Source organism: Roseateles terrae (genome assembly GCF_014192155.1).
GTDB lineage: Bacteria > Pseudomonadota > Gammaproteobacteria > Burkholderiales > Burkholderiaceae_C > Roseateles > Roseateles terrae.
The window spans coordinates 12,297-30,579 of sequence record NZ_JACHXO010000010.1; the positions used below are offsets into that span (position 1 = coordinate 12,297).

The window sequence follows — 18,283 nt, forward strand, 5'->3', positions numbered from 1 at the left end:
TCTGGACACGAAATGGTGGACGTCTGCTTACAACTTGACGCGCTATTGCGGGCTCGTCAAGGCAACCGGGGAACCTGTCGGCGCCCTCAGTCGTCGCTTCGCGGATCCATCCCCGGGAACAGCACTTCGGTAAAACCGAACTGGGTGAAGTCCTTGATTCGCATGGGGTACAGCATGCCCACCAGGTGGTCGCATTCATGCTGCACCACCCGCGCGTGGAAGCCATCCACTTCACGGTCGATGACTTCGCCCTTCGCATCAAACCCCTGATAACGGATCTTTTGCCAACGCGGCACCATGCCACGCAATCCTGGCACCGACAGGCAGCCTTCCCATCCGTCCACCTGCTCGTCGCCGATGGGCGTGATGGTGGGATTGATCAGCACCGTCATCGGCACCGGCGGCGCTTCCGGATAACGCTCATTGCGGTTGAAGCCGAACACCACCACCTGGAGGTCCACGCCGATCTGCGGCGCGGCCAGGCCGGCCCCATTGGCGGCCACCATCGTGTCGAACATGTCCTGCAGCAGGTCCCGCAGCTCCGGGGTGTCGAAGTGCTCGACCGGCTTGGCAACTCGCAGCAGACGGGGATCGCCCATCTTCAGGATTGGTTTCACGGCCATCGTTTTGTCTCCGAGGGGTTGTCTCGTGGCGAAACCCTGCATCTTGCCGGAAACTCCAGGCATCTTTCGGAACAAGGTTGGAGCATGGACACAGCCTGGAAGCGATGGCTGTCGCTGGCCGTGCGCCTTGGCGTGGTCGGCGCGCTGGTGGCGCTGCTGGTGCGCGGGTGGACGCAGGGTAATGCCATGATGGCGGTGTTGGCGGCGGTGAACCTGATCGGCCTGGGCGCGGTGATGCTGGCGTCGCCAGCGATGGATCTCACGGCGTTTCTGTTTCGGTCCACACGCAGCGCTGCACTGCGGCCGGAGGAAGGTCGCTGGCGGGAATTCCGGGGGGTGCCGGTGACCGTACGGCGCCTGGACCACGAATTTTTCGTGCGCGTCAGCGACGCCCGAAGGGTCTGCGGCGCTGCATGGCCGCAGACGCTGGCAGCAGCCCGGTCGATTCCCGGTGAACGCGGTGAGTTCCTGCGGGCCCGCCTGCTGGCGGACAACCTGGAACGGATTGATCCGATGCCGGACATGCGCCTGATGGCGTTTGTGCACTGGCTGCGGACGCTACGCTGACAGTACGGCCGCAGCGTCGCTGCCATCGACAGCACCACAACAACAGACACGCAAGGAGACATCTTGCCCGCCAATGCCCTGCCCTCGACCTCGCCGTCAACGCCCTCGACATCGTCGAAGCTGCCGTCTTATGCCCAGGAGTTCGGCCACGGCATCTACGCCATCGACACCGCTTTCCAGCGCGATCACTTCGATGCCGCCTACCTGATGGTGGACGACGGCCGTGCGGCCTTCATCGACACCGGCACTCGTCACGCGGTGCCACGCCTGCTCGGCACGCTGGAAGCGCTGGGCCTCTCGCCGCAGGCGGTGGATTGGGTCATCCCGACCCACGTGCACCTGGACCACGCCGGCGGCGTCGGCCCGCTGATGGAACAGCTGCCGACCGCACGTCTGCTGGTCCACCCGCGCGGCCTGCGCCACATGGTCGACCCCTCGGCGCTGTGGGCCGGCGCGCTGGCCGTGTATGGCGAGGAAGAAATGCAGCGCTCCTACGGCACGCTGGTGGGCGTGCCGGAAGCACGTACCGTCGCCAGCACCGACGAACAGCGAATCACGCTCGGCCAGCGCGAACTGCGTCTGATCGATACCCCGGGTCATGCGCGCCATCATCATTGCATTTGGGATCCGGTCAGCAGGGGCTGGTTCACCGGCGATACCTTCGGCCTGTCTTATCGCGAGTTTGACGATACCAACGGCCGCGCCTGGATCCTGCCCACCAGCACGCCGGTGCAGTTCGAGCCGGATGCGCTGATCGCGTCGATCGAGCGGATGCTCGCCGCGCAGCCGCAGCGGATGTATCTCACCCATTACGGCGCGGTGGGTCGGGATGCCGCGGATGTACAGCGGCTGGCGCAACTGCTCGTCTCGCAGATCCGGGAGATGGCTGCCATTGCGATGTCATTGCGTGAGGCATCGGACCGGCATGAGGCGCTCAAGCGCGAGTTGCTGGCGCTGTATCAGCGCGGCGTGGCGGCGCATCTGGTGGATGCGATGCCGCCCGATGCCATGACGCCGGAACGGGTCGCCCATCTGCTGACGATGGACGTTGAGCTCAATGCGCAGGGGCTCGGCGTGTGGCTGGACAAGCTTGACAAGCTCCCGACACGTTAAACACAGATAAGCGTCCCGGCACGGCAGGTTGATTCCCTTCCAACGGTGGCTTCGTTGATCGGTGTCCTTGCGCTCACGAATCGCGCTCACGATGACTGCATGAGGTCCAACCGTCGTAGAGGATCAATCGGAGCATCCAAGCCCGTCGCACGCTTGGTTAAACGGCAGCGCTCGGAGTTAACCGGCACGGCGTGCTGGATAAACTCTTAGGCATCATGCCCAAACACCTTCTCATTGCATGCATCCTGTACATCGCTTCTCGCGGCGCAATGGCAGCATTGGCACCGCTGTATGAAACAGGTATCCCGAGATTCACGTCGCCAGCCTTGATGCTTCTTTTCCTAACAGTTGCGGTTCTGTTCATGCGCCGGTCTGCATGGGCTTGGCGGTTTATGCAATGGGTTGCCTTCACCGAGATCGCACTTAACGCGTTCTTCTACCCAAATCCAAAGTTTCACGGTGCCTACACAGGCATAGCACAAGTCCTGATCGCACTAGTCATGGCTGCATGCTGCGTCATTCTTTGGTCTATGGTTTGCAATCCAAAGACCAAAGCTTGGTTCTCGCGACAGTGATGCCTAACCCTTCCATCATGAACAAAGAAGAGCCCGTCTCCCAGACTGAGTTTGAAGAGGAGAGGCGTCGTGCCCGTGACCGACCCGCTCTCTCGGTGGGGGACATCTACGAAGACTGCGCTTTTCACCCTGTCTTGTGTGTCTCAGTGGACTACGAGCAGGATGACATCTCTGGTATTTCTTTGATTGACGGTACATATCCTCGCTCATGTAGTCTTCGACATTGCGGCGTTCGAAAGCTGAGCGTGGAGGAAGCCTGGGAAATTCGCCGCACGGGTCCGGCAGATCCAAAGGTGCGAGAGAAGCTTTCTGCGGAGCGAAGATGGTGGCGCGGATAGCGCAGCCCGGACGGCAGGCGGCGGGCCATCGGGACGTCAACGCCCGAACGCTGTCGTTCAACGTTGGAGGTAACCGGCGGGCCGTCAAGCATGTCCGGTTGACCGAGAGCTTAGGCTGCGTACTCACAGCCCGGCGATGAAGAGAACACCGATGACAGCCACACCTGCGCCCCAAAGGATGATGGTTGTAGGGCGCAGACTGCTCTCGTCGCGAGTGCCGAGTGCCGAGTGCCGTGACCCTGATGGCCTTGCGGCGAGCCTGCGCAACGCTTCGAGCGGCCAAGATTGCGAAGGCTCCCACAGCCAGCAACAGCGCTCCCACGAAGCGTTGAGGAGCGCCGAAGAGAACAAAGAGCACGACTGCAGCAAGAAAGCCAGCCAACACTGCAGCGACAAGGACGATGCCGAGACGGTCTTTCATGCGCGTGAACTCTCGTCGCTTCCCGCCGGCGGCACGCGGGGCTCGAATGTCCCTCGGCGCGCCCCGGCGCTCACCCACCTCACTCAAGCATCCAGATTGAGTTCCTGAATCTTGCGCGTGATGGTGTTGCGCCCGATGCCCAGCTTCTGCGCGGCTTCAATGCGCCGTCCGCGCGTCAGGTCCAGGGCGGTCAGGATCAGGCTCGCCTCGAATCGACGCGTCAGCACATCCCACACATCCGGCTCCCCGGCTGCCAGCAGACGTCGCGCTTCCCGCGCCATCTCTGCCACCCACGCATCCGGCGATGCCGTCATCGGCGCGGCCCCGGCCGTGGCCACCGGCATCGCCGTGTTGCTGGTCAGCCCGCTGCTGACGGGCACCGCCTCGGACAGGCCGCTGCCCCCACCCGGCGCCAGCAGTTCCTGCGGCAGGTCCTTGGCCTCCACCACCAGGCTCGGCGCCATCACGCTCAACCAATGGCAGATGTTCTCCAACTGCCGCACGTTGCCCGGGAAATCAAAATTCACCAGTCGCTGCAGCGCGGCCTCGGACAGCCGCTTCGGCTCCACGCCCAGCTCCGCCGCACTGCGCTGCAGGAAATAACGCGCCAGCAGCGGCACGTCTTCACGGCGCTCCCGCAGCGGCGGCAGGCGCAGCCGGATGACGTTGAGCCTGTGGAACAGGTCTTCACGGAAGCGACCTTCCTTGACCAAGGTCTCCAGGTTCTGGTGGGTCGCCGCGACCACCCGCACATTCGCCCGTTGCGGGCTGTGTCCGCCCACACGATAGAACTGCCCGTCCGACAGCACCCGCAGCAGCCGGGTCTGCAGATCCAGCGGCATGTCGCCGATTTCATCGAGGAACAGCGTGCCGCCCTCGGCCTGCTCGAAGCGGCCGCGACGGGTCGCCTGCGCGCCAGTGAAGGCGCCGCGCTCATGGCCAAACAGTTCCGACTCCAGCAGGTCCTTCGGAATCGCTGCCGTGTTGATGGCCACAAACGGTCCATCCGCCCGCGGGCTGTGCTTGTGCAGCGCCCGCGCCACCAGCTCCTTGCCCGATCCCGATTCGCCTGTGATCAGCACCGTCACATGGCTCTGGCTCAAACGCCCGATGGCACGGAAGACATCCTGCATCGCCGGGGCCTGGCCCAGCATTTCAGGCATCTGGACCTGCGTCTCTTCCGCCACCGATTCCCGCTGGCTTTCTTCCTGCGCGCGGCGGATCAGCTCCACCGCTCGAGGCAGGTCAAACGGCTTGGGCAGGTATTCAAACGCACCGCCCTGAAAGGCGGACACGGCGCTGTCCAGATCGGAGTACGCCGTCATGATGATCACCGGCAGCCCCGGCAGCTGCTTCTTGATCGTGCTCAGCAGCTCCAGCCCCGATCCACCCGGCATGCGGATGTCCGAGACCAGCACCTGCGGCGAGTCTTCCTCCAGCGCCGCGAGCACCTCGCGGGCCTGGCTGAAACTGCGCACCGGCAGTCCTTCGCGCGTCAGCGCCTTCTCCAGCACAAAACGAATGGAATGGTCGTCGTCAACAATCCAGATCGACTTCATCTAAGGCTCCCCTTCATCCTATGCGCGCGCTTGTGGCACTGCGTCAGGGTAAAGGCAGGGTGATTCGGAAATCGGTCCGGCCCGGCTGGCTGTCACAGTCGATCATCCCCTGGTGCTGTTGGGCAATCGTCTGTGCCAGCGTCAGCCCGAGACCGGAGCCGCCATCCCTGCCCGACACCAGCGGGAAAAAGATGCGGTCCTTGATCTCCTCGGGCACGCCCGGGCCGTTATCTTCAATATGCAATTCCAATGCCAAGCGCCACCGCTGCTTGCCAATCGTCACCTGACGGGCGACCCGCGTGCGCAAATGAATGACGGCATCGCCGGCGGCAATACGCTCATGCAGCGCCTGCGCCGCGTTCTGCACGATGTTGAGCACCGCCTGAATCAATTGCTCGCGGTCTCCGCGGAAATCAGGCAGTGAGATGTCGTAGTCCCGCTGCAGTCGCAGGCCGCGCGGATATTGCGCCTGCACCAGCGTGCGCACCCGCTCGCAGATCTCGTGGATGTTCACATCGCCCACCACCTGCGCGCGGCGGTGCGGCGCCAGGAGGCGGTCCACCAGCGATTGCAGCCGGTCCGCCTCGTGGATGATGACTTCGGTGTATTCCTCCAGCTCGGGCCAGAGGTCGGTGGGCTGCAGTTCCAGTGCGAGCAGCTGCGCCGCCCCGCGAATGCCGCCCAGCGGATTCTTGATTTCATGGGCGAGATTGCGGGTCAGCTCCTTGGTGGAGCGGACCTGGTCGAGGTTGCGTTCCTCGCGGTCCTGTCGGCTTTGCTGGGCGTTCTCGATCAGCTCGATCACCAGCCGCTGCGGATCATCCGTCTGGCTGACGATGACATGCACCGGCAGCGCATCGTCATGGGCCCGCGGCCCGCGGCGGATCTGCGCGTCGAAGCGGCTGCTGGAGAATTCGTTGCGGGAGACGCCTTCCAGCGCCTCAAGCAGGCGGCTGGGGTCCGGGAACCAGTCGAGCAGGTTGCTGCCCTGCACTGCCCGGCGGGGCAGGTTGAACAGAGTCTCGACGGCCGTATTGGCGAATTCGCAGATGCCGTCAGGCCGGACGACCGCCACCAGCGTGGCGAGCAGATCGAAGGCCTGGTAGGCATGCGGCGCTACGGAAGCGGCGGAGGGAGGCGGTGTTTTGGCAGTCATCGGAGTTACCGTGCATCACCATCGATGCGGCTGCTCCGACCGACCCGCTCAGTTCGGAATCTTGGAGAGCTCGCGCTTGATGGCCTGGATGTCGCTTTCCTGGCGAGACACGCTGGCCTTGAGTTCCGCAACGCGTTCCACGTACTTCTGGTAGTTGCGCTCGTTGCCCTGGCGTTCCGGCTCGCCGTTGTTGTATTCCTTCTGGAGCTTGGCCAGCCGCTCTTCGGCTTCACGCAGTTCCTGCTCCAGCACCCGGCGACGTTCGTTGTCGCGGGATTTCTGATCTTTCGGGTCCACCCGCTCATTGGGCGCTCCCGAAGCCGCCGTCGGGCTGGTGCTGCCGGCCTTGGGCTTGATCGGCGAGAAGACGGTGATGGGCGTGCCATCGATGCTGCGGCAGCCCTTGTCCTGCGCTTCCTTGGCGGACAGCGCGTCGGTGTAGAGCACCGGTGGGCCGGGGCAGCGATAGACCGTGGCCTGCGCCGACGCAGGCCCGGTCACGCCGGCCAGAGCCAGCACCATGGCCGCTGTCAGGCCCGACGCACTGATGGTCGTCGTCCCCAAGGTCCGGGGAAATGCCCCGAAAGTCCCAACCCGCTTGATTCGCATTGCTCGCATCCAATTGACCGAAGTCGATACTCATTGTGACGCAAGCTGGGGTTTTACGGGATGGAAGCTTTGCACAGCCCTGTTGCGAGGTGTACGGTTCGGGAACTCTCCACGCGGCGGCCCAGAAAAAAAGGGATGACCTTGGCGGCCATCCCTTCTTCAGTCCCGAGGGACGCATGGGCGCTCGATCAGAGCGCGTAGTACATGTCGAACTCGACCGGGTGCGTGGTCATGCGGAAGCGCTGGACTTCCTGCATCTTCAGCTCGATGTAGGCATCGATGTACGCATCGGTGAACACGCCGCCCTTGGTCAGGAACGCGCGGTCCTTGTCCAGGTATTCCAGCGCCTGGTCCAGGCTGTGGCAGACGGTCGGGATCTTCGCGTCTTCTTCCGGCGGCAGGTGGTACAGGTCCTTCGTTGCGGCTTCGCCCGGATGGATCTTGTTTTCCACGCCGTCCAGACCGGCCATCAGCAGCGCTGCGAAGGCCAGATAGGGGTTGGCGGAAGGATCGGGGAAGCGCGCTTCGATGCGGCGGCCCTTCGGGTTGGCCACATACGGAATGCGGATCGAGGCCGAGCGGTTCTTGGCCGAGTAGGCCAGCTTCACCGGGGCTTCGAAACCGGGGACCAGACGCTTGTAGCTGTTGGTGCCGGGGTTGGTGATGGCGTTCAGGGCACGGGCGTGCTTGATGATGCCGCCGATGTAGTACAGCGCAAAGTCGCTCAGGCCGGCGTAGCCGTCACCCGCGAACAGGTTCTTGCCGTCTTTCCAGACCGACTGGTGCACGTGCATGCCGGAGCCGTTGTCACCAACGATTGGCTTGGGCATGAAGGTGGCGGTCTTGCCATAGGCATGGGCCACGTTCTGGATGATGTACTTTTGCAGCTGCAGCCAGTCAGCGCGCTGCACCAGCGAGCTGAACTTGGTGCCGATTTCCATCTGGCCGGCGTTCGCCACTTCGTGGTGATGCACTTCGACCGGGATGCCCATCTGTTCCAGGATCAGGCACATTTCCGAGCGCATGTCCTGGCCGGAATCGACCGGGGGCACCGGGAAGTAGCCGCCCTTGACGGTGGGGCGGTAGCCGCTGTTGCCGTGCTCGTATTCCTTGCCGGTGTTCCAGGCGGCTTCTTCGGATTCGATCTTCACGAAGCAGCCCGACATGTCCACATTCCAGCGGACGCTGTCGAAGATGAAGAATTCGGGTTCCGGACCGAAGTAGGCGGTGTCGCCCAGGCCGGACGACTTCAGATAGGCCTCGGCACGACGGGCCAGCGAACGCGGGTCGCGCTCATACGCCTTGCCGTCGGTCGGGTCGATGACGTCGCAGGTCAGGATCAGGGTCGGTTCTTCGAAGAACGGATCGATGTTGGCCGTGTTCGGGTCCGGCATCAGCAGCATGTCCGAGGCTTCGATGCCCTTCCAGCCGGCGATCGAGGAACCGTCAAAAGCATGACCCGACGCGAACTTGTCTTCGTCGAAGGCGGACACGGGCACGGACACGTGCTGTTCTTTGCCGCGGGTGTCAGTGAAGCGGAAGTCAATGAACTTGACTTCATGCTCCTTCACCATGTTCATCACGTCGGCGACGGTCTTGGTGGCCATCAATCACTCCTAGGGGGACTGGGGATAAGAAGAAAGATTCGTCGGGCAGGACTGCGACCTGCATCCGGTGAACTATTTAGCAGGTTGCATGCCAACTCGGGGGTCGCCGCGCGCCACCTTCGCACATTGCCCGGCCAGGCAGGCGCCACCTCGGTGCATGCCGCACCGGGCCTGGACTTGCGCCCGATCTTGCGCTGATCCTGCGGCCGGTCACCCTCGTGTGCGAAGGAGACCGTCAGGGATTCTGGCGGGGCGTTGTGACGAAAGTGAGGCACTGGGCGACCACCCGTGGGCGGCCCGTTCCAGCGCGGTGCATCATCGCACCATTTCAGTGCTGATGACAGCACCAAATTGGACGACCCCCTCCCGGAGGGCGCCGTAGGCGGCGTCGAGCTGGTCGGGTGTGAGGTCGGTGCCGGCCGGCTTGACCCCCAGCTCGATGTGGCGACCCCATTGCGGATGGTCCACGCTGGGGAGCGAGAACACCTTGATGCCGGGGTGTTCGGCTTCCACCCGCTCCATCAGCGGCGTCAGCGAGGCCTCCATCGCGCCCTGGACGATCATCGACCGCTCCCGGGTGCTGACCTGCCGATGCAGGGCAGCGTACTGCTGGTCCAGCACCCATTCGATCATCGGGTGGGCCATCACCGGGAAGCCCGGCACGAAGTACACGCTGCCCACCGAGAAGCCGGGGATCTTGTTGTAGGGATTGGGAATGATGGCGGCGCCTTCCGGGAAGACGCCCATCTCCATGCGGCGCTGGGTGTCGGGATGATCCCGCTCAGGCGCGGTGCCCTGCTCCGCCGCCATCTGCTGCACCCGCTGCCAGATGAATTCCGCCGCCTCCGGATGCAGCGCCATCGGACGGGCCAGTGCCGCTGCGGCGGCCTGCCGGGTGTGGTCGTCCGGCGTGGCGCCGATGCCGCCGCAGCTGAAGACCAGATCACCGCTGTCAAACGCGGAGCGCAGCTCGCGGGTCAACTGGTCCCGGTCGTCGCCGAGGTACTTGGCCCAGGACAAGGACAGGCCCCGCGCACTCAGCAGCTCGATCACCTTGGCCAGGTGTTTGTCCTGCCGCTTTCCGGAGAGGATTTCGTCGCCGATGATGATGAGGCCGATGTTCATGAGCTGTCCTGAAGGTCAAAGAAGAGCGACGGCATGATGCCGCCGCTTTGCAGGGGTTGCTGAGGCAGGGATTTGCCCCGCGGCGCGGATCAGGATCCGGGCACGCCCGGCACGCCTGGGACGCCTGGGATGGCAGCGCCGGGGGGCCGAGTCGGCTCATCGGGCGGGAAGTCCTCCACCCGTGGCGGCGGTGTCGCATAGTTCGCCGGCAACGCGTCCATCACATCATCGAGCGGGGTGTGCGGGGTGACGCTGTCCTCGCGCCGCATCTCCTGCAGCGCCGCCAGGGCATAGTGGGTGAACCACAGCGAACTGAAGGCAAAGACCAGGGTGAACAGCCAGACCGCCAGCGGCAGCAGGAAGGGGCTCAGCGCGATCGCCAGCAGGCCGAGCGAGAACAGGGCTGCCGGCGCCGCACCCAGGTAACCGGTGCACAGGCCCAGCAGCAGCAGCGGCAGGCGATGCTCACGCAGCAGCCGGCGACGTTCAGGCGCCGAGGCATGGTCCGCCAGCGCGTCGAAGGTGAACACCCGGTAGCCCAGCCAGCCAAAAATCAGCGGCGGCAGGACGGCGAACAAGGGCGGAATCAGCCAGAACGGCAGCGACACCAGCAGCAGCACCAGGCACAGCACCGTGTGCCCCAGCGACCACATCAGGCTGGCCACAAACCCGCCACCGCGCTTGCGCTCCAGACCGGGGAACCGACGGCGGGCCACCAGGTTGACCAGCGAGGGTGTCATCATCAGGGCCACCAGCACCATGCTCAGCGCGGCGAGTGGCGGCAGCGTCAGGCACAGCACGATCATCGGTGCCAGCACAGCGCGCAGCGCCTGGCCACCCATGCTGTCCAGCCACTTCAGCAGCGCATCCACCAGGCTCCACGACTCCATGGTGGAGCGCACCACGGCCACCGCGTCGCCCCAGAAGAAGTAGCCCAGCACGCCGCTGAGCGCCCCCAGCACCAGCACCGGCAGCAGGGACAGGCCAATCACCTGCGGATGCAGGCAGTAGACCGCCGCGCGCCAGAACGAGTCGGCCACACGGCCCATCGGTTTGATCATCAGTCGTCCCCTCCCGTGGACAGTGGCTGAGTGTCGGCGACCTGCGGGCCGGGTCCGACCTGGGCGGTGTGGTGTTTCTGCGCCGATCCTGTGTGGCTTGTGTGATGCGGCGCACGGTCCCGTCCGAACAGGCGCCGGAGTCCCAGCCACTGCTGGGCCCAGAAGCCCTGGCCATACTCACGGTTGCCTTCGTCCGGCAACTGGTCCCGCACGCCGGTGGGATCCCAGCGGTCCTCGAAATTGGCGGTGCGGAACATCACGTCCCAGATCGGGAACAGCACCGCGAAGTTGTGACCGCCCAGCGTGCCGGCGCCAAAGCCTTCGTGGCCGATACCGATGGAATGATGCAGCCGGTGGAAGCGCGGGCTCACCAGCAGCCGCTCACCGAAACGGCCGAAGCTCAGCCGCAGGTTGGCATGCTGCAGGTTCTCGAGCAGCTGGGAGAGGGCCACCAGCGCCACGAACTGGCCGGGGCCGACGCCGATCAGCCGCGCCACCAGCACCACGGCGCAGTCGATCAGCAGGTCATCCAGCAGATGGTTGCGGCTGTCGGACCACATGGTCATCTGCCGCTGGCTGTGATGCAGCGAATGCAGCGACCACCACCAGTGCCACTGGTGCTGCGCCCGGTGCAGCCAGTAGTTCAGCAGGTCGAAGGCGATGAGGTAGAGGACGAAGCTGACCCAGGCGATATCGGTCACGCCAGGCCAGACGGCATCGAGCTGGAAGGTCGGGATGCCCCAAAGCCGCAGCTGCCCGGTGACCGCATCGGCGGCCGGCTCCAGGGTGAAGAACATCACCAGCCGGAACAGGCCCAGGCGCTGGATCAGCGTGTAGATCACATCCACCCGGATGGCGCGCCGGTCGGTCACCGGCTCGGCGGGGCGCCAGCGCTGCAGGCTGCCGATGACCACCAGCATCACCGCCATCTGCAGCAGCCCGACCAGCAGCCAGCCGGTGGCGTCAAAGGCGTCTTCCAGCAGATTGCCGAAGCCCATGCCGAACACCAGCGGCTGCACCACGGCCTCGAAGAGCGCCTGCTGCGCCTGTCCAAAAAGATCGGTGAACCAGTCCATCACGAGAGCGGCCTCACTGCAGGTCGGTCAGTTGATCCGGCGCGGCCGGACCAGGGCCAGGGACTCCGGCGGCCGTCGCATCCATTGAGCATAGTCCGGATGATCGCGCAGCGGTGCGAAGCACATGCCGCGGTCCTTCAGGCCCTGCATCAGCGGCTCCAGCACCATGGGCGCCCAGGGGTCCTGGCGGGACCAGATGCCCAGGTGAGCCATCAGGATGTCGCCCGGCTTGATGCGGCGCAGCGCCTGCTCCAGCAGCGCCTGATTGGGGAAGCGGTCGCTGGGCAGTTCGTCGCCAAGGAAACCGGCCGGCTGGGCCCAGCCGACATGGCGGTACCCGCAGGCGCGCGCGGCGGCGATCAGGGCAGGCGAGGTGCGGCCGGCGGGCGCCCGGAAGATCATCGACATCGGCCGGCCGGTCATTTCGGCGAAGCGGCGGGCGGGCTGCCGCAGTTCGTCGCAGTAGTCCGCGGCGGACATCTCCACCATCTGCGGCACCTGCTCGCCGGCGGCACGACGGAAGCGGAAGCGGCCGTCCGGCAGGTCGGCCACCCAGGTGTCGTGGTACCAGGTGTGCGAGCCGAAATCATGGCCCTGCTCCGCCAGCGTCTTCCACCAGGGTGCCCACTTGTCGTCCAGCGTCTGGCCGCCGTCCTTGGTGGGCTCCTGAGCGAGGAAGAAGGTGGCCTTGGCATCAAAACGCTTGAGCGTTTCGACGATCAGCGGCGCCACGCCCATGTGACCGGTGTCGAAGGTCAGGTAGACGGGTTTGTCGCAGGGCGGGGTCGGTGCGGCCGACGGCTGGGCGCGCAGACCGGGCGCCACCAGCAGTCCCGCGAGCAGGCTCACCACCAGGCGGCGGGGCCACCCGGGGGATGGCCCGGAGGGACGCCCAAAGGCGGTCCCGCCGGGCTTGGCGGCGGGCCCGGCGTGGGGCCCGGGCGGGCGGTACTTCGGCTCAGTCACAGTCGGCTCGCGGTCACTGGCGGGGCATCTGGTCCAGCGTCCACACGCCGTGCGGCGACTTGCCCACCTTCACCTGGGTGGTGATCTGCTTGGTCTGCAGATCCATCACGGTGAGCTTGCGGGCCCAGCGGGAGGTCACCAGCAGGGTGCGGCCATCCGGCAGGATTTCCATGTCGTCCGGGCCGCCCGGCACCTTCAGCACGTCCACCACCGACAGGCTGTCCAGCGAAATCTTGCTGATGGTGTTGGCCGCGCGGTTGCTCACCAGCACATGGCGGCGGTCGCCCAGCGCGCGGAAGGAGTGGGCACCGTCGCCGGTGTCGATGCGCTTGACGAGCTTGGGCTGCGGCAGGCCGCCCACTTCATAGACCTCGACAAAGTGGTCGCCGGTCAGGGCCACCAGCAGGTACTTGTCATCCGGCGTCAGGTAGACGTCGGCCGGCAGCTTGCCGACCGGCACCTTCCAGCGGACCGACAGGGTGTTCAGGTCGATCGCCATGATCTCGCTGCTGTCCTGCATGCTGGCGTAGACCACCGTGCTCCGGGTGTCGATGGACAGGTGGCTCGGCGTCTTGGGCGCCGAGAAGCGCTTGGTCAGCGCCAGTGGCTGCGCCTGGTTCTGGGGCTGCCACTTGTAGATGTCCACGTGGTCCAGGCGGTTGCCGGCCAGCACCAGCCACTTCATGTCAGGCGAGAAGCGCAGGTGATAGGGGTCGGAGATGCCGTAAATGGTGCGCTGGACTTCGGCGGTCACCGGGTCCAGGAAGGTCAGCGAATCCCCCAGCGCATTGGCCACGACCATCGTCTTGCGGTCCGGCGTCAGGTAGAGGTGATGCGGCTCCTTGCCGGTGGGGATGCGCTTGACCTCGCGGAAGGTGCGGGGGTCGATGACGCTGATGTCCGCATCCAGGGAGTTCAGCACGAAGATCGGGCTGGTGGCGACCTTTGAAGTGGCAGCAGGGGCAGCAGGGGCAGCAGGGGCAGCGCCCGCCGACGGGCTGGTGATCGAAGGCGCGGTCGGGGTGCCAGCGGCGGCGGCCGTCGCGGCCCCCGTGCCAGCGGCCGCTGTCGTGGCGGCCGCAGTCGAGCCGGCGCCATGCGCCTGGGCGCTGTGGGTGGCATGGGTGGCTGCCGTTCGGCGGGCCAGGGCCGGCGAGGCCATCAGGAGGGAGCCAGCCACCGCAGTGGCAGTCAGAACCAGGGCAGCGGCCACGGGCCGCGCGGACGAAAACAGCATCAGGAATCCTTGAGGGAGGGCCAGGCGATCGGCAAAGGTTGCCGCCAAAATTGGACAACTGCCGAACAGTTCACCGGGCGCAACTATCCGCCCATTGGCTGAGGGCGACCTGAAAAAAAGCAAAGGCAGCGCAGGCGCTGCCTTCCATGCGACGGCAGCAGTGGCGCTGCCCTCAAGTGTAGGCGGGAAGCCGGGGCCGACCCGTTCGAACAGGCCGGTCGGCGCCCGCCAAATGCGGGGATGGCGACATTCGCACGGCCGTGGAAGCCGTGCGGCGCGCCTTATTCGTCGTCCCCGCCCAGCAGACCGCCGAGCAGCCCGCCGGTGGCAAAACCGCCCAGCACCGAGCCCTCTTCACGCGAGCCGCCACGCTGCGGCGCCGCCGCAAAAACGCGGGACGCCAGGCGCGAGAACGGCAGGCTTTGCAGCCAGACTTCGCCCGGGCCGGTCATCTTGGCCAGGAAGAGACCTTCCCCGCCAAACAGGGCGGTCTTGATTTTGCCCACGTACTGAATCTCGAAACTGACGTTGGGGGTGTAGGCCACCACGCAGCCGGTATCCACCAGCAGGGTCTGACCCGGCTGGAGGGAACGACGAACCACCGTTCCGCCGGCATGCACGAAGGCCAGCCCGTCCCCATCGAGCTTCTGCATGATGAAACCTTCACCACCGAAGAAGCCGGTCGACAGCCGTTGCTGGATGGCAATGCCCAGGGACACCCCGCGGGCGGCGCACAGGAACGCGTCTTTCTGGCAGATCAGCGTGCCGCCGAGCTGCCGCAGGTCCATGGGCAGGATCTTGCCGGGGTACGGTGCCGCGAAGGCGACCCGTTGTTTGCCATGAGCCTGATTGGTGTAGATCGTGGTGAACAGCGATTCCCCGGTAACCAGGCGCTTGCCGGCGCCCAGCAGCTTGCCGAAGAAGCCGCCCTGGTTGGCCGACCCGTCCCCGAAGACGGTGTCCATGCTGATCCCGGCGTCCATGAACATCATGGAACCGGCTTCGCCGATGGCTGCCTCGCCGGGGTCGAGCTCGACCTCCACGAACTGCATCTCCGCACCCTTGATTTCGTAGTCCACCACATCCATGGCCATTTGATTCACCTTCTGACTGAGCTTGGGTTGATACTGGTTTTGCCCTCCCTGCCCCGCTGGCTGCCCTGCAGTCGTGCCGCAGGTGACCAAAGACAGGAAGACCCGATCGGCCGGGATATTAACGTTTCGCCCACCTTCCTTTTACTGGGGACATGACGCTTATGCCTAGCGAAGACCTCGATCCGTCGCTGAAGCCTGGCGACAGCTATGTGCAGTCTTTTGCACGTGGTCTGTCGGTCATCCGCGCCTTTGGCGCCGATGCACCACGCCAAACCCTGACCGAAGTCGCCAAGCGCTGCGGCCTCACCCGGGCCGGTGCCCGCCGCATTCTGTTGACGCTGCAGACACTGGGCTATGTGCGCGCCGAAGGCCGCCTGTTCGAGCTGACGCCCAAGATTCTGGACCTCGGCTTCGCCTACCTCTCGTCCCAGCCGCTGTGGCAGTTTGCCGAGCCGCAGATGCTGCAGCTGACCGGCGACCTGAAGGAGTCCTGCTCGATTGCGGTGCTGGATGCGCAGGACATCGTCTTTGTGATGCGCACCCCCACCCGCAAGATCTTCAATGAGGCCCTGGGCGTGGGCAGTCGGTTGCCCGCCTGGGCCACCGCGATGGGCCGGGTGATGCTGGCGGCGCTGCCGCCGGAAGAGCTTGATCACCGTCTGCCGGCCGCCCTGCTGAGCGCCAGTGGCGGCCAGAACGGCGCCACTGCTTCGGCAAATCCGTCCGGCATGGGTGGGATTTCCGCAGCGCCCGGTGTGGCGTTTCCGTCACCGGCGCCGGCTTACGGCGGGCTGCAGGGCGCGTCGTCGGCATCGTCCACGCCCCGCAATGCGGAGGAATTGCGCGCGGCGCTGGACCAGGTGCGTCAGCAGGGCTGGTGCCTGCTCGAACGCGAGCTGGAAGAGGGGCTTGTCACCCTGGCGGTGCCCATCCAGGGTCGCCAGGGCCGGGTGATCGCTTCCATCGCGCTGCATGCCCAGACCAGCCGCACCTCGCCGCAGCTGCTGCTGGAGCAGGGCCTGCCCAAGCTGCAGGAAACCGCGCAAAGCCTGTCGCGCTTGCTGCAGATCAAGGGCTGACCCCGGGGTCACCCCATGTGCAGGCCGCCGTTGCAGCTGAAGTCTGCGCCGGTGGTGAAGCCGGACTGCTCACTGGCCAGCCAGGCGATGATGGAGGCAATCTCCTGCGGTTCTCCCAGTCGCTTGACGGGGATCTGCGCGACGATTTTCTCCAGCATGTCTGGCCGCACGGCCTTGACCATGTCGGTGCCGATGTAGCCGGGGCTGACGGTGTTCACCGTCACGCCCTTGGAGGCCAGCTCCTGCGCCAGCGCCATGGTGAAGCCGTGCATGCCGGCCTTGGCCGCCGAGTAGTTGGTCTGGCCGGCCTGCCCCTTCTCGCCGTTCACCGACGAGATGTTGATGATGCGGCCCCACCCCTTGTCCACCATGCCGGGCACCACCTGCTTGGTGACGTTGAACATGCTGTTGAGGTTGGTGTCGATCACCGCGTCCCAATCTTCACGGGTCATCTTCAGGAACATGCGGTCCTTGGTGATGCCGGCGTTGTTCACCAGTACATCCACCGGGCCGTGCTCCGCAATGGTCTTTTCAAAGGCCATCACCGTCGATTCCCAGCTCGCCACATTGCCGACGGAGGCGTAGAACTTGAAGCCCAGGGCTTCCTGTTCCCCCAGCCATTTGGCGTGGTCGCGGCTGGGTCCGCAGCCGGCGATGACCTTGAAGCCGTCCTGCGCGAGCTTCTGGCAGATGGCGGTACCAATGCCGCCCATGCCCCCTGTCACGTATGCCACTTTCTGACTCATTTGATTTGCCTCCTGATGTGGGCCTCCCGGCGCGCGCCCCGGCCGGAAAGCATCTGACTCGCTAGTAGACGCGCTAGCTTCTCTCGATGCGACGCTGACGAAACCGGGACTCAGCGCTCAATGCACAGGGCCACGCCCATACCGCCGCCGATGCACAGGCTGGCAATGCCCTTTTTGGCATCGCGCTTGATCATCTCGTGCAGCAGGGTGACCAGGATGCGGGCGCCGGAAGCTCCGATGGGGTGGCCCAGCGCAATGGCGCCGCCGTTGACATTCACCCGGCTGGTGTCCCAGCCCATCTGCTGATGCACCGCGCAGGCCTGCGCCGCGAAGGCTTCATTGATCTCCAGCAGGTCCAGGTCCTGCGGCTGCCAGCCGGCGCGGGCCAGGGCCTTCCGGGAGGCCGGCACCGGGCCCATGCCCATCGTGGCAGGGTCCACGCCGGCGCTGGCATAGGAGGCGATGCGCGCCAGCGGCTGCAGGTTCAGTTCCCGCGCCTTGGCGGCGCTCATCACCACCAGGCCGGCAGCGCCATCATTCAGGCCGGAGGCATTGCCGGCGGTGACCGTGCCGGCCTTGTCGAAGGCGGGGCGCAGGCCGGCCAGCGCTTCGGCATTGGTCTTGCGGTTGATGAACTCGTCGGCGGCAAACACCACCGGGTCCCCCTTCTTCTGCGGAATCGTCACCGGCACGATCTCCGCCACAAAGCGGCCGGCATCCTGCGCGGCGGCCGCCTTCTGCTGGCTGGCCAGGGCCAGTTCATCCTGCTGGCTGCGGCTGACGTGATATTCCTTGGCCACGTTTTCCGCCGTGATGCCCATGTGGTACTGGTTGTAGACGTCCCACAGGCCGTCGGTGATCATCGTGTCCACCAGCTTCCAGTCGCCCATGCGCTGGCCGTCCCGCGAGCCGGGCAGCACATGCGGCGAGAGGCTCATGCTTTCCTGGCCGCCGGCGATGATGATGTCGGAATCGCCATCCCGGATGGCCTGGGCTGCCAGCATCACCGCCTTCAGGCCGGAGCCGCACACCTTGTTGATGGTCATCGCCGGCACACTCACCGGCAGGCCGGCCTTGATCACCGCCTGACGGGCCGGATTCTGGCCGGTGCCCGCCTGCAGCACCTGGCCGAGGATGACTTCCTGGATCTGATCCGCCTGCAGGCCGCTGCGGCGCAACAGGTCCTGGATGACCAGGGCGCCGAGTTCGCTGGCGGGGATCTTGGCCAGCGAGCCGCCGAACTTGCCGATGGGCGTGCGGGCCGCCGCGACGATGACGATGTCCTGCGCTGTGCTCATGTCTCTCTCCTGTGTTGCGATGCGGAAATTCAG

General features: G+C 65.4%; 17 protein-coding genes. 4 read left to right on the plus strand and 13 right to left on the minus strand.

The window, feature by feature from the left end:
• Positions 1-86: 86 nt before the first annotated feature.
• Positions 87-623 carry a peptide deformylase gene (def, locus tag FHS28_RS21960; protein WP_088453988.1) on the minus strand — a complete coding sequence of 179 codons (537 nt, stop codon included), beginning with the start codon at positions 621-623 and terminating at the stop codon, positions 87-89.
• Positions 624-707: 84 nt separating this feature from the next.
• Between def and FHS28_RS21965 the strand changes: the two genes are divergently transcribed.
• The 3 genes from FHS28_RS21965 to FHS28_RS21975 all read left to right on the plus strand — a co-directional run bounded on the left by FHS28_RS21965 (position 708) and on the right by FHS28_RS21975 (position 2,878).
• Positions 708-1,190 carry a hypothetical protein gene (locus FHS28_RS21965; RefSeq protein ID WP_088453989.1) on the plus strand — a complete coding sequence of 161 codons (483 nt, stop codon included), beginning with the start codon at positions 708-710 and terminating at the stop codon, positions 1,188-1,190.
• 63 nt (positions 1,191-1,253) lie between these two features.
• Entirely contained in the window at positions 1,254-2,303 is a 1,050-nt protein-coding gene (locus FHS28_RS21970; protein ID WP_246410460.1) for an MBL fold metallo-hydrolase, read from the plus strand.
• Between the two features lie 215 nt (positions 2,304-2,518).
• Positions 2,519-2,878, plus strand: coding sequence for a hypothetical protein (locus FHS28_RS21975; RefSeq protein ID WP_184295419.1), 360 nt, complete (start codon positions 2,519-2,521; stop codon positions 2,876-2,878).
• 842 nt (positions 2,879-3,720) lie between these two features.
• On the opposite strand, the gene ntrC is transcribed toward FHS28_RS21975, so the two are convergent.
• The 10 genes from ntrC to FHS28_RS22025 form a co-directional block, all read right to left on the minus strand.
• The gene (ntrC, locus tag FHS28_RS21980) at positions 3,721-5,196 is read right to left on the minus strand and encodes a nitrogen regulation protein NR(I) (RefSeq protein WP_088453991.1); all 1,476 of its coding nucleotides are present in this window, start codon (positions 5,194-5,196) and stop codon (positions 3,721-3,723) included.
• A 43-nt stretch (positions 5,197-5,239) separates the two neighbouring features.
• On the minus strand, positions 5,240-6,352 hold the full coding sequence (gene glnL, locus FHS28_RS21985) for a nitrogen regulation protein NR(II) (protein WP_088453992.1): 1,113 nt from the start codon (positions 6,350-6,352) through the stop codon (positions 5,240-5,242).
• A 48-nt stretch (positions 6,353-6,400) separates the two neighbouring features.
• Positions 6,401-6,874 (minus strand): coiled-coil domain-containing 22 family protein, encoded by a 474-nt coding sequence (locus FHS28_RS21990; RefSeq protein ID WP_246410462.1) that lies wholly within the window; start codon positions 6,872-6,874, stop codon positions 6,401-6,403.
• A 275-nt stretch (positions 6,875-7,149) separates the two neighbouring features.
• Positions 7,150-8,568: a type I glutamate--ammonia ligase gene (gene glnA, locus FHS28_RS21995; RefSeq protein WP_088453993.1), complete on the minus strand. Its 1,419-nt coding sequence runs from the start codon at positions 8,566-8,568 to the stop codon at positions 7,150-7,152.
• Positions 8,569-8,883: 315 nt separating this feature from the next.
• Complete coding sequence (locus FHS28_RS22000; RefSeq protein ID WP_088453994.1) at positions 8,884-9,693, minus strand: competence/damage-inducible protein A; 810 nt, start codon at positions 9,691-9,693, stop codon at positions 8,884-8,886.
• Positions 9,694-9,782: 89 nt separating this feature from the next.
• Entirely contained in the window at positions 9,783-10,754 is a 972-nt protein-coding gene (locus FHS28_RS22005; protein WP_246410464.1) for an EI24 domain-containing protein, read from the minus strand.
• A complete protein-coding gene (locus FHS28_RS22010; protein ID WP_088453995.1) occupies positions 10,754-11,830 on the minus strand; it encodes a sterol desaturase family protein in 1,077 nt (358 codons plus the stop codon). Before FHS28_RS22010 ends, FHS28_RS22005 begins: the two co-directional genes overlap by 1 nt.
• 27 nt (positions 11,831-11,857) lie before the next feature.
• Entirely contained in the window at positions 11,858-12,679 is an 822-nt protein-coding gene (locus tag FHS28_RS22015; protein ID WP_310736849.1) for a polysaccharide deacetylase family protein, read from the minus strand.
• Between the two features lie 130 nt (positions 12,680-12,809).
• Positions 12,810-14,033: a YncE family protein gene (locus tag FHS28_RS22020; RefSeq protein ID WP_259373089.1), complete on the minus strand. Its 1,224-nt coding sequence runs from the start codon at positions 14,031-14,033 to the stop codon at positions 12,810-12,812.
• A 281-nt stretch (positions 14,034-14,314) separates the two neighbouring features.
• Complete coding sequence (locus FHS28_RS22025; protein WP_088453996.1) at positions 14,315-15,127, minus strand: TIGR00266 family protein; 813 nt, start codon at positions 15,125-15,127, stop codon at positions 14,315-14,317.
• A gap of 152 nt (positions 15,128-15,279) precedes the next feature.
• Between FHS28_RS22025 and FHS28_RS22030 the strand changes: the two genes are divergently transcribed.
• Complete coding sequence (locus tag FHS28_RS22030) at positions 15,280-16,206, plus strand: IclR family transcriptional regulator domain-containing protein (protein WP_184295422.1); 927 nt, start codon at positions 15,280-15,282, stop codon at positions 16,204-16,206.
• Between the two features lie 8 nt (positions 16,207-16,214).
• On the opposite strand, the gene phbB is transcribed toward FHS28_RS22030, so the two are convergent.
• Together phbB and FHS28_RS22040 are read right to left on the minus strand one after the other, a co-directional pair.
• Entirely contained in the window at positions 16,215-16,952 is a 738-nt protein-coding gene (gene phbB / locus FHS28_RS22035) for an acetoacetyl-CoA reductase (RefSeq protein WP_088453997.1), read from the minus strand.
• 110 nt (positions 16,953-17,062) lie between these two features.
• Positions 17,063-18,250 (minus strand): acetyl-CoA C-acetyltransferase, encoded by a 1,188-nt coding sequence (locus FHS28_RS22040; RefSeq protein ID WP_088453998.1) that lies wholly within the window; start codon positions 18,248-18,250, stop codon positions 17,063-17,065.
• Positions 18,251-18,283 lie beyond the last annotated feature (33 nt).